An 11,974-nucleotide genomic window follows, 5' to 3' on the forward strand; every position below is an offset into this window, starting at 1 on the left:
TTCAAGATCCCGATTGCGAGGGCCATACCAAATCAAAAAGTAAACGCAGCGCCCACCTGTCTGCTTCTGGAATTGAGGAGAAGGCTTGTTCCGATTCATATACCAGCTTGAGCGATTTTGTAAAAGCAGCCTCCACTTGTATCAGTTTCTCATTTCTCGCAGAGCGGAGTCGATGGGCGTTTGAAATTCTCACTTCTTGATCAGTTCGCGCCCACCGGTATCCAATTTTAATCCGATCAAACTGCAAATAGGGAAAAACCATCCATGCATTGATTTCATTTTCTGGACCACTCGCTTGTCGCTGACTCATTCTCCAAGCTTCGCTCAGAATACCAAATCTCAGTTTGTAGGCTTGGAAGTACTCGGAACTCTGAAATTCAAAACCAAAGCCATCTGCTTCGAGAGCATCATGAAGGGCCAAATCATGACCAAAGTGGGTCAAAAACAACTCGACGCCATCTGACTTCTCACGGACCGAGATTTCACAGGGACGCCGCTTCGCCTCCATGTCTCGTTCATCATCACCAAGGCCCGCCCCCTGCCCACTGTAACAGCCCGCGGTCAAATAGGGATACGGATCACCGAAAGGCCTCCACTCAAAACTGACTCCCAAATCGAGTGGCTTTGAGCCAGGGTAGAGATGTTTATAGTAACTGGGTTTAGAAAAAAATAGGTCCTGTCTTTCATTTAGCCAACCCACGGGCATCATGAGCTGGCCGACTCTTCCCTCCACGGTTCCCTCTTCCTGAAAAAGCTCAATAAAAACTTGCCCCAATAGGAGATCTGTGTCTGATCCGGTTTGTTGAATCGAAGCTTCCATGAAATAGCTGATCAAAGAACCCGAGTGCCCCTTTAAGGCCAGAGACACATTATCAAGTCTTGTCTCCCGAGAGGGCTCCGGACGCAGAAGGCGACTTTCGGTATTCCTCATTTCCAAATGAGAGAGAAGTGACATTTTGTCTTTCCCTCGTTGTGGCATGCCTCTGCCCCTTCTGATTTCGTCGCTGCCATCCCTTTCCTTGCCGAGTCTACCTTCACTTTCTATTTTTGGGTCCTGATGTTCGCGCGCAAGCTCATTGAGGTTTAAAGAGCTGGAGGAGGCCTCATCTCCAGCAGAACCTGCAGCTGACCCTCCAGCCGAATCCCAAAGGCTTAACCCGAAAAATACCACCAGTAGTCTAATCCACATAGGGAGCCTCTCTCCGAGCCGCAAGGATTTCAACCTGATAGAATCTCAACCCCCACAAAAGCCCCCGCCCATGCGAAAAAAAAGGAGGATCAAGATCAGCACTCGTCAAGATTGCGTTCTTTGCTTTGACTTGTGGCAAGTGGTTCCAAAAATATCCATCCTGTGTGACCCAATCAAGCCAAACATAAAACTCAACTCTGCCGGAAACTCCGTTGTGAATTTCCAGACGCAAGTGAATGATCCCTGAACGTTCCGGTTCAACCGAACCTTCATTTTTCTCCTTCCCTCTATGAATCTCGACAAAGCCCAAAGATCTCTCCAAGAAGCCTGGCGTAGACACCCAGAACTCTAAATTATTCTTATTCTTCAAAATCCTCAACTCGACTCCGTCTCCGCTTTTGATATCTGTTGTGTGAGAGACCAGCTTCAATTCTGAATTCGCCTCCAAAAGCCGAAAGGACAAGACATAGTGTTCAGAGGAGTTAATCCCAGAGAGAGTATTCAAAAACTGAATTTTACCAGTTCCTATCAAATTCAAACTCGATTGTTTGACTTGACCTGGATCAACGACTCGATAAGGCTCGATGGGGTTCGTTTCCTTTCCTCTCAGTCGACCACACGAACAAAGAAAGGCAGCTAGACTGAGAGAAAGACAAACGAAAGAATTTTTCATTGCGGGGGTGGAATAAAAATGCATGATGGGCTCACCTACTTGGATGATTTTCTCCGATTAAAAAGATCTATCGGCCTTTGCTCCTTCAAATCTCGGAGATAAATATCCCCAAATTGGCTCAATTTTTCATAAGACCATGGATCTAACATTTGGGCCGCCAAGTGAAGTGAAGAACGTCCCTCTTTGTTCTGATGGTTCACATAGTCAGAGGTGGTCACGAACCATTGGCGCATGCGAGTTTTTCTCTCTATGAAAAAAAGGAGAAACTCTTTGTCATTTTCGGACAATTGATTTTGCATGGAATCCATCGACAGAAATAGAGTCTGCATAGCAATATTACCTTGGTCGTCCTCCAGGTCGTAATCGATCCATTCACAACTTCCTATAGCTCTCAGAATCTCCAAGTCCTTCCTTTTGGCAGCGTAGTGAAGTACGGTTTGCCCCCTGCTGTCTCGTCGATTAAACACTTGATCTAGGCCCACTCCAAAACCACCCACGTAGGTTTGAATTCCGCGCCAAGTTCTGGAACCAAAATAGGAGATCATTCCTCCCAAATAAGACTCCGACTCACCTTTTCCAGAAGAATTGCAATATCTCTCCGCGGCCCAGAGCAAAACGTCCACGCGGCCGTCTCGTGCGGCTGTATGAAGAAAGCTCCGCCGTTCATTGTCTTCAAGAAGTGTAAATTGAAAAAATGGAACCTCCATCACTCCACGGTAATACTCATTTTCAAGAGCCTCTATCACACGACGATCAGTGGCCACATGAAGAGCTCTTTGACCGTCCTGGTTAATCAAATCTACGTCTGAAAATTCGTAGTCAGTAAAACGGCCCAAACTTTCATAATACCTCTGAGCGACCCTCTGAATTATCTCGGCATAGCCATTGGCCGCTGCCATAAATATATATCCCTCTTGGCGATCATTCACAGCCTTGATTTCTCCCAATGGAATGTTCTCAACCAAAAAATAGGCAATTGCTGACTCCCTCAGTTGAAGCGCAACCCCGAGAGGAAAGTTAGCTCCCCTGTTATTAGGTACTTCCAATAACCGAGGAGACTGATTGACAATCGCTTTGACCTGCTCCAAATCGCCTCGGTAGATAGCCCTGAAGAGTTCATTTGGTGCTAAATCCTGTTGATCAACAACGGCGAGTCTCTCCAAACGCTCAGTTCCCGTCATCTGAGTCCCATTTTCATTTCTCGACTGAGGACCACAATTGACGAGCAGTAAAAAAAGAGGAATCGTTTGCCAAAATTTCACTTCACACCCTCTTTTTTTGATTTTTGAGATTTTTCCTTTTACCATTTTTCCATGTTCCAATGCTCCCAGGTTCTTGTTCGGCTGCGAGCTCACCGATTATTATTCCCATTCCCATTCCCATTCCCATGCCCTAGCACGCTAAGAGACGGGCAGGCAAACATTGATCCTCAATGAAAACCAGCTGCACACGAAATGAATGGGAACTGAATGGGCAATAGATAGAAACTGAATCTGTTTCGACCTTAAGGCAAATTTTACCTGACTTTAAATCTTTCTTTAATCCTCTCATCAAACAACTTGCCCTAACTCACAAAATGGCGGTAAGTCGGTTCTTCGTCATTTGAGGACCTTCAAAACAATAGGGAAAGCTATAGAGAAGTGAAAGCATATCCGCACATCATGGGTCTGGGTCGTAGAATTTTGATCTCTTCTTTAATCTCTGCTTTTTTTAACTGTCTTCTATCAGTTCAAAGTTCACTTGCTCACGAGGAACACGAGACTTCAGATACATTTAATGTCCAGGCCATTGTCGAACTCTACCAGCTCAGCGCAAGTTTAAGTCCTAAGATTATGGATGAGACTTATAGCAATAACAAATCTGAGGCCTACTTGACCCTTGGAAGTGAGCGAATCCATCTCAACTCTCATTTCTGGCAACTTGTGCGTAAATGGGTCCGCATTTATCAGACTGAGCTCGCCCGCGATTGCGTGCAATGCGAATTTGCCAGTGAAGAAGAGCTCCTTCGGGAGGCCGAAGACATTGTTGCCAGAGGTTTTTTTCAAACAAAAATTGTTAATCCTTTGAGCCGCAGTCTCGGACAAGTCGCTAAATCAACAGCAGAAATTGGAGCTCAATTTGGAACGATAGCACTCCTTGCTAAGGTGACAAGCGAAGTCGCTGAAACCGTGGCCTCCAAACTCGTTGGGGGGGCTGGCGTCCATATTGTCTGCACAGCAATTGATGCTATTATACTTTTCTGGACCCGGCATTTGCAGGTGGCCTATAGAATCCCCTCCTGGTCAAATCGTTTGGGAACAGGCTCAGCTCAAACCGCTTGGAGATATTGGTTTGCGTCCCAAGCTGTAAAAAGAGCTCAGAAAAAAGTCTCCTTTGAGTTTGGTCCTTTTGAATTGGACGAAGAGGGAATAAGAATATTGGATGCCGAGGGCTCCAACCGCTGGTGGGGTTTTATTGGAAAAAGCAAACGTCGAATTTGGTTGGAATATCTTAAAAACAAAGCAGAGCCTCTCGCAAAAGAAATATCTGAGATCGATTCTCAACTCACCGAAGAGCCCGGAAACCAAAACTTGCTAAAGAGAAAGAGACTATTATCTCTCCGTCTGCAAAAAATGTCATCTCTTGACCGTCGAGTTTATCTTGGTCTGAGAAAAAAGAGGCTTCTGTTTCTTAGAGCAAGACAAAGAGGGCATTCCACCTTTTTGAGAAGTGAATCTGGCATAGATCCGGCATTGAATCATCAAATGCTGTGGATCATTGCCGTCCAAGAGGGACTCCTTCATCGAGGGATGATCAATCAAGAATCTTCTACTGCCCAAAGCGATACCTCTTTGACCCGATTATCTGTATCATCTGGATCAAGAGTCTCAAAAAATCAAGTCGTCGAGGGTCTCGCCGAAGAGTATTCAATGGGTTCTCGCCCCTCTGAGATCGGAGAGAGTACTCTAGAACGTGAAAACAGAAAGAATTTAATCCAGGGACTGCTGACTGACGTTGAAACAATCTTTGACCCCTCCCTTCCTGCTGCTCAGAGATATATGCATACTCTGATTATTGAGCAAACTCTGGTTGGATTTATGTATCAAATGGTCAAGTGGCAAATGGACCAACAAGAACCGGACAGAGAAAAGAATTGGCTGGGACAGGTTAGGGAAATGTCCAGTTTGCTGACTCGTGGAGGAAGATTGGTGAGATACATCTATGAGTACACCGATTTTTTAAGAGTTTCCTCCGCAACAAAAAATTCCCTCTTCCTTTCTCGGAATAAATACGAGGCAATGGAGACACTTTTGAGAATATTTCGCCATCTGGATAAGCTTGGCTCTGTTCTTCAGGAGAATTCTACTCTCGCTGACAAACTCTCAGAACTGAAAGTAGCTAATCATCAACTTTTTACTTACGCCCCCTGGGCCGAAAAAAAGACGGTCTATTCATGGATTCCATTTTTAAGGCCAAAGCTACGCTGCGAAGATCTTTGGAGGACTTCTCTATGACTTTCTGCTCAAAGCTGAGAATCTTGCCCTCTCTTGCATTCGCAAAGCTCGTCTGTTCTCTCCCGATTTATTTTCTGATTTCCTTGAGCGCCAGTGCCCATAACCATAGCCATGACCATCATGACCATCATGACCACGCCAAGCTTCAAAAGCATTTTCGGCCAGAGTCACAACATCACAACTGCCGAGGACATTTGACTCAAGTGCCGATGACACTTTCTCCCAAAGAAGCCTGGACAAAAAGTCGAGGTCACCTGCCGAAATATCTCAGCCTGCGTTGGGAGACTGTCATGGATAAACTGAAAATCGAATTGGACGGGCATGTTAAGTCAACCGCCAGAGATGAGGTTGATGCCCTCCATTCCCATACCGAGCAGGCTGGTCACCCACACGAACACACCGATTCTCAAAACACTGTGGCGGCCCTGATATTGGATCGATACCCCCAAGCAATTGTAAAAGTTGAATCAATGAGGAAAATTCTGTTTGAAAGTTCAGGCTCCCAACGAAATCAGATAGCTTCGGATCAGGCCTATTTAACGAAGATCTTCGCAACGGTATGGGCAAGCCTCACCGTCCACACTCATGAGATCCTGACGGCAAGCAAATCCAAAAAGACTGACTTTCCGAGATACTTTAAGATTCTTAAAACCATAACTGAATTTGACGAAACCGCCCCGGTCTTTTCATTTTATAAAATAAAGCGTGCTATTGAGGGAAGATTTTCAATTCAAGAATACATCGATTGCCTCTAATGGATTGCCGATTATCGATACCGCTGCAGGGCCATTTTATGGCTCGAGCTGTTCCAAAGATTTTCAAATATCTTTGTTTCTTTTGAAGGGGTCCACTGCCGCAGACCGAGCAGGGATTCTTCAGGCCACTGGATAACTGAGTTTAGCCATTTCATTCCCTGCTCACAAAGTCTCTCATCAAGAACAATCTGATGTATAAGACCTAGATTTTTTGCCTCCTCACTGCAAACAGATCTCGCCTCCAATGCCAGTTTTAAAGTAATTCCGCGATTAATTTTCTCACTCCAGCGAGTCCCTCCTCCCCAACCAAAGCTAAGACCTATCCTTCTCTGCCAAAATCCGAAATAGGCCTGTGGTGATGAAATCACATGATCAAATGTGCTCAATAGCTCTAAACCTCCGCCGAAGCAGTCTCCACTGACAAGCGCAACCTTTGGTTGATCAAGCTCAGAAAATATCTTCAATGCTCTTCGAATTCGCCGATTTGCTAAAATTCCCTCGCTTTTCTGCTCCTGGGCCGCATAGAAATGTAGGTTACCGCCCGCACAAAAGAATTTTTTATTCCCGGATTGAAAGAGCACTCCCCTAAACTTTCCTGAGTTGCGATCTAGAATTTTCAATAGCTCCTCAGCCTGGTCAACGCCAAAGGCGTTGGCCCTATTTGGGTGACTAAATGTAAGACAGAGAACCGAGGATCTTATTTCTGCTAGAATTGTTGATTTCAGATTGTGCTTCCATCTCTGGAGTTTATACCCCGGAAAAAAATAAATCAGACTTTTTCCATTAACTGCCGGTAAATATCATCATATTTTATGAACTTCACGCCGACACCAATTCCGCCAATTGATGACCCATTTCGAGTCAACCAAACAACCTTTGCGTTCATCACATAATCACGATTGACCTCTTGCAAGCGAATTTTTAACTTCACCAGATCTCCAACTGAAACCCCAATTTTGCCGAGAAATTCACAATAAGCTCCGCCAGCGCTCAGATTACATATCTGCGAGGGAAGCATTTCTCCAGACATAAATGTCTCAAGCACTGCCGATTGCAAGGTGGGAAACCTTTTGTGTTTCTGCTGGACCAAGGTTCGCGACACCATCAATTTTTTTGCAACACCGACAAAAGACTTCTCATCGAAGGGCTTTCCCAGGAAAAATAATTTCTGGTCCCCCGTATCAACCAATTTGTCGGAACCCACCTTTTCAGAAAGAACCAGAGTCGGAGCGTTGAATCCTGCTCGTTTGAGGTTCATCGTGAAGTCGAGATCCTTTTCGCTGAACTCTTTTGTCTCGTAGGCCAGGAGATGAATCGCCCTGTTCTGCACAATAGAGAGAGCCGTTTTCTCATCAAAGGATAAATGCACAGGATATGGAAGTCTTGTTTCTAAAGCCACACGGAGCGTTTCGGCCTCAGAGATAGAACTGCAATGAAGTAAAATTTTTTGCACTCAAGCCCCTTACTATTGTCCAATCTCACCATCTATTCGGATTGTTATTGGCAGGAACTTAGGGGATATCTCTACGAAAAGCCGTTTTGTTTACTTCAAAATGCTCAAATTCGGAAGTGCTGGTCCAGATCTCAATAAGAGCAACGGAAAAGTCAGCAATGTTGCAACATTGTTTGTCGTTAAAAATCCACGGACGGGTCACTCCGAGACATACAAACCCAATGAGGTGGTAAATGGATTGTAAAATGGCCTTGCAAAGCCCAGTTGAGACATTTCAACCTGAGAAATTTCCGCCAGCAAAAAAGATGTCTTTAAAAAACGGCCAATTGGCTATCGCTTGTTGAGAGGAACCCAGTGCAATCCTGTTTTGCCCGTCCATTGTCCGCGCGGACGATAAATACGGTTGTTGGCATACTGTTCGTAGATATGAGCCATCCAGCCACTCACCCGGGAAACGGCAAAAATAGGGGTATAAAGATCAATCGGTATCCCCATGCTGTAGTAGACTGTCGCGGAATAAAAATCGACGTTCGGCAGCAAACCCTTGTCACCTTCTACTGTTTCATGAATCAACTTGGACATTTCATAGAGATGAGGCTGGCCAGTTTTTAGAGTCAGGTTTCGACTCATTTGGCTCAGAATTTTCGCCCTTGGATCCCCATTTTTATAAACTCGATGTCCAAATCCCATTACCTTCTTCTTTTGAGACAGGGCCTCTTTGACCCAAGTTCTTGCTTTGTCGAGAGTGCCAATCTCAATAAGCATTTTCATAACTTGTTCATTGGCTCCACCATGGAGTGGGCCTTTGAGAGTTCCAATTGCTGAGGTGACGGCCGAATAGATATCGCTCAATGAGGAAGAAGTCACGCGAGCAGAGAATGCGGAACAATTAAGCTCGTGGTCTGCGTGAAGAATCAAACAAACATCCAACACCTTCACGAAGTCAGAATCGGGTTCCTCTCCTGTCATCATGTATAAAAAGTTCCAAGCAATACTCTTTCCTGAACGAGGCTCCACGTAACCTTTGCCCTGACGTGTGCGCTCAAAAAGAGCAACAAGAGTTCCCATTCTGGCCAAGAGTTTCATTCCGACGCGTTTTCTGGCCTCATCAGAATCACTTTGAGCTTCATTGTCCCAAAGTGCCAACATAGATGCAGCCGTCCTCAGCCAGGCCATAGGATGAACGCCCTTCGTTGGCAATGCCTGAAGCTGTTTAACTAAATCAGCCTCAAGTTTCATCCGCTGATTTATTTCTCTTGAAAAGGCCTCCAATTCCTTCGAATCAGGCAAACGACCATTCCATAAAAGATATGACACTTCCTCAAAATTAGAATTTTCGGCCAGATCCTCAATCGAATACCCACGAAAGCAGAGAGTCACATCAACTATGGATGAGACCGCCGTCGTACATGCCACAACTCCTTCGAGACCACGATCAACAGCACCTTCATAAGTTCCATCCGACATAGCTCATACCCTTTCGCTCACTGGTGTAAATAACCTGGCCTGACCAAAAAATCAGTCCACAGAACCTAGTTTAGCGAATCACCATTAACATTTAAAGAGCTACAGCCTCAAGGGCTAGTCGAAATCTTTCACGGGCGAACGATTGGCGCGATGACCCGCGTCGTATGATGGGACCAGTTGTGAAACTGATCAGGGACGAGCCAATTTAATGACTCGCTCTTTAACTTCAGTCACAATGATCGTCTGATCTCTCCTAGGCTCATTCAATCCAGAGTACTTCTGGACTTCATACAAAATTCGATTTCTAATTTCATGTACGCCCCGTTTTGGCCCAGCAATGATAGACTTCAAAACTCTTTCAGCCCCAAATGATTCACCAGCACCATTTGCGGCTTCTAAGACTCCTCGGGTGCATACAGCCAAACGATCTCCGGGACTAAGTGCCAGCTTATGGCTTTCGACCATGGGCAAAGAATCCCGCTCAATGGCTGGTCCGGATAAGGGCAAAGACTTGAGCTCTCCTGTTGCAAATTCCTGGACGACGGCCAACACATTGCCCAAGCGACAATAATGAAGGTCAAAACTGCGGCGATCGACAAGACCGTAAAAAATGTCAATTCTATCCTGGGGACCCAAGCTAGAAATGAGCTCCCCAGCGATGGCATTCACAATTTCATGAGGTGCCGAACCGCGACGGGCCTCCATGCGACCTGAGATCTTCAAAAGAACGGATAAAAACAAAGCCGAGGTCGCATATCCAGAGGAGCTTGCGGCAACGACTCCAAAATGCATGGGGTCATCATGTTCAAAAATATCAAAGTAGTCACCTCCTGAAACTAGGCTTGGTACAAACTTCGTACTAAACTCGAGGCCGGTGATGTTTGGGAACTCGGTCTTGACCAATATCCTCTGCAGAGATTCGACTGTCGCCAACTCTCCTTTTATTTGTCCAATCAAACTTTCCAAACGACGATTGGCAGTCACCAGTTCAGAACGAAACTGAGAGAGATCCTCTTCACGCGAGCGAATTTCTTGCTCAAGTTGGGCAATTCGCTCTTGCAGTTTCTTTTCGGGACTTTTTTTGGCCATCTCTTGATTCTCAAATCCTCGACCACGGATGTCAACTACGTGACGATCTTAAAATTCAATAGACCTTCCCTTCGCAGCGAATATTTCGCCCAACTAAAGAGACTCATAGAACTGCATTTCCGCGCATCCCCCACTAATGTTCTTGAAAGTTTTACTTGCCTCCGATAACGATTACTTATGCATCGTCATCAGCACATCACTTGGACCAAACTTTCTCTCGACCTTCAGCGCTTGAGTCCCGTAGAACCCTCCTCTTTGGCGTCAATTCTTGTTGGGATCAGTGCGATTCTCGATCCACAAGGAAGCCCAGAGAGCCTCAGTCGGGCATTGAATTTCATGGTTTATGAGCTGTCGGCAATGAGTACGGACTTAGGTGCGGAAAGCAGATTTCATCTTTTAAATGACTATTTCTTTAATCGCCGGGCGTTTCGAAATCGCTCCTTGGCCGACGCCGTCTGCCCTCTCATGTTCCAAGATCTCGTTTTTCTCCATGTTCTGTCACAAAAGATGGGACATCCATTGGTTCTCGCTGTTATCTACAATCACTTGGCAACTCAATTGGATTTGCCAATATTTATCGTGAACTCGGCCTTTTCCCATTTGCTAAAATGGGTCAGGGAAGGTCAAAATTGTTACGTGGATCTGACAGACCATGGCAGGGTTGTCCCAGAAAGAGAGCTGGCCTATCTTGTAAATCAGCACTGCAGCGGAAAAAATGGCGTTGAGGCGGACTCCCTCGAAATCTTGCCAGGCCGCCAAGTCGCTTTCCAATACCTCAATCTTCTCATTCAGCTGTTTGAGACGGGATTCTACCAGGAAAAGTTATTGTTCATTTATAATATGTTTTTAGAAATGGAACCCACCAATCTCTCAATTCTTTCCCGACGCGGTCTTTTGTACAGGAAAATGAGACTGAACCACGAGGCTCTGGCCGATTTAAGACGATATTTCTCATTCATTGAGCGCAGCCAGGCTTCACCAGAATTGCAGATCGCTTTCCTAGAACTTCAAAATCTCATCAATCCCACTCCGAAAGGGAACCTTCCAAGCCTCTATCTTCACTGATTGATGTTCTCGAATTAAAATTTGTCCCCTGGAAAATAAATGTCATACCTAACACTTTTTCCCTTCTGGCTATGCCTTGGACCAGCCAACAAAGGGTGGGCAAGCAGTGGCCGTTTCACAATCACTCGATCCCCCGCGGCTCGCAGGGCGGCAAGCAAAAGTTTCACGTCCTCCTGCGGGGTTGGATTCATGAGGACCTGAACTATCTGCATTTCTTTTCCACTCAGTGCAGACTTACTCTCACGTAAAAACATGGGGTCCATAAAGATGAGATCAGGTTTTTTTGAGTTCAGGACGCATCTTTCCAGGTATTCGGTAGAGTCGCCCGAAACTATATGAAGACGAGAAAAAAGGCTTCGAAAATCCTCCTGAGACATCGCTCGCTTGTGAGCAATTTTAAGAAGCTCGACCAACAAGGGGTGGCGTTCGATCGCAACAACTTGAAAACCAAGCGCCAAAAGATGAAGAGAATCCCTCCCCAGCCCTGCCGTCGAATCAATTGCAAAATTACCTGCTATCTTTTTAAGGGCCTTTGAAAGGATGTCCCCGGATTTTCCTGTTTCTTTGAGTCGTCGCTGCCAATCTTTTCCCGAAAAATTTATCACCAAGGGATTCATTTTGGAAAACTCTCGAGAAACAAGCCCCCATCCCTCTCCAGTCCACAGCAAACAAAGCGGATAGTCCTCAATTTTCTCAGCAACTGGCATTTGAAGCTTGTCGATAAAAATACTGATTTCATCGCAAGGCCCATTCTCATTGCCTGAATTTAAAAGAATTCCACATTTCATG

At 45.5% G+C, this 11,974-nt stretch carries 13 protein-coding genes; 4 read left to right on the forward strand and 9 right to left on the reverse strand.

Annotation, left to right across the window (positions count from 1 at the left end; all coding sequences use genetic code 11):
* Position 1: 1 nt before the first annotated feature.
* Genes IPJ71_09045 through IPJ71_09055 form a run of 3 tightly spaced genes read right to left on the reverse strand, consistent with a single transcriptional unit; the run spans position 2 to position 3,124 of the window.
* Entirely contained in the window at positions 2-1,189 is a 1,188-nt protein-coding gene (locus IPJ71_09045; GenBank protein MBK7843827.1) for a hypothetical protein, read from the reverse strand.
* Entirely contained in the window at positions 1,179-1,862 is a 684-nt protein-coding gene (locus IPJ71_09050) for a hypothetical protein (GenBank protein MBK7843828.1), read from the reverse strand. Before IPJ71_09050 ends, IPJ71_09045 begins: the two co-directional genes overlap by 11 nt.
* Positions 1,863-1,897: 35 nt before the next feature.
* Positions 1,898-3,124 (reverse strand): hypothetical protein, encoded by a 1,227-nt coding sequence (locus IPJ71_09055; protein ID MBK7843829.1) that lies wholly within the window; start codon positions 3,122-3,124, stop codon positions 1,898-1,900.
* A 378-nt stretch (positions 3,125-3,502) separates the two neighbouring features.
* On the opposite strand from IPJ71_09055, the gene IPJ71_09060 reads away from it, so the two are divergent.
* The gene (locus IPJ71_09060; protein ID MBK7843830.1) at positions 3,503-5,356 is read left to right on the forward strand and encodes a hypothetical protein; all 1,854 of its coding nucleotides are present in this window, start codon (positions 3,503-3,505) and stop codon (positions 5,354-5,356) included.
* Here IPJ71_09060 and IPJ71_09065 read toward each other — a convergent pair.
* Entirely contained in the window at positions 5,351-5,572 is a 222-nt protein-coding gene (locus IPJ71_09065; protein MBK7843831.1) for a hypothetical protein, read from the reverse strand. The two genes, IPJ71_09060 and IPJ71_09065, sit on opposite strands and share 6 nt — an antisense overlap.
* Positions 5,573-5,646: 74 nt before the next feature.
* Between IPJ71_09065 and IPJ71_09070 the strand changes: the two genes are divergently transcribed.
* Entirely contained in the window at positions 5,647-6,111 is a 465-nt protein-coding gene (locus tag IPJ71_09070; protein ID MBK7843832.1) for a hypothetical protein, read from the forward strand.
* Between the two features lie 11 nt (positions 6,112-6,122).
* Here the strand turns inward: IPJ71_09070 and IPJ71_09075 are convergent, their stop codons facing one another.
* On the reverse strand, positions 6,123-6,884 hold the full coding sequence (locus IPJ71_09075) for an enoyl-CoA hydratase/isomerase family protein (protein MBK7843833.1): 762 nt from the start codon (positions 6,882-6,884) through the stop codon (positions 6,123-6,125).
* Positions 6,881-7,564, reverse strand: coding sequence for a PilZ domain-containing protein (locus tag IPJ71_09080; protein MBK7843834.1), 684 nt, complete (start codon positions 7,562-7,564; stop codon positions 6,881-6,883). The genes IPJ71_09075 and IPJ71_09080 overlap by 4 nt, the downstream gene beginning before the upstream one ends.
* Before the next feature lie 100 nt (positions 7,565-7,664).
* On the opposite strand from IPJ71_09080, the gene IPJ71_09085 reads away from it, so the two are divergent.
* Positions 7,665-7,808 (forward strand): hypothetical protein, encoded by a 144-nt coding sequence (locus tag IPJ71_09085; protein ID MBK7843835.1) that lies wholly within the window; start codon positions 7,665-7,667, stop codon positions 7,806-7,808.
* A gap of 86 nt (positions 7,809-7,894) precedes the next feature.
* Here IPJ71_09085 and IPJ71_09090 read toward each other — a convergent pair whose 3' ends face one another.
* Complete coding sequence (locus IPJ71_09090) at positions 7,895-9,031, reverse strand: citrate synthase (protein ID MBK7843836.1); 1,137 nt, start codon at positions 9,029-9,031, stop codon at positions 7,895-7,897.
* Between the two features lie 189 nt (positions 9,032-9,220).
* Positions 9,221-10,120, reverse strand: coding sequence for a SpoIIE family protein phosphatase (locus IPJ71_09095; protein ID MBK7843837.1), 900 nt, complete (start codon positions 10,118-10,120; stop codon positions 9,221-9,223).
* Between the two features lie 177 nt (positions 10,121-10,297).
* Between IPJ71_09095 and IPJ71_09100 the strand changes: the two genes are divergently transcribed.
* Positions 10,298-11,185 carry a hypothetical protein gene (locus tag IPJ71_09100; GenBank protein ID MBK7843838.1) on the forward strand — a complete coding sequence of 296 codons (888 nt, stop codon included), beginning with the start codon at positions 10,298-10,300 and terminating at the stop codon, positions 11,183-11,185.
* A gap of 14 nt (positions 11,186-11,199) precedes the next feature.
* Here the strand turns inward: IPJ71_09100 and IPJ71_09105 are convergent, their stop codons facing one another.
* Complete coding sequence (locus IPJ71_09105) at positions 11,200-11,973, reverse strand: class I SAM-dependent methyltransferase (protein ID MBK7843839.1); 774 nt, start codon at positions 11,971-11,973, stop codon at positions 11,200-11,202.
* Position 11,974 lies beyond the last annotated feature (1 nt).

The organism is Bdellovibrionales bacterium (assembly GCA_016714165.1).
Taxonomy (GTDB): domain Bacteria; phylum Bdellovibrionota; class Bdellovibrionia; order Bdellovibrionales; family UBA1609; genus JADJVA01.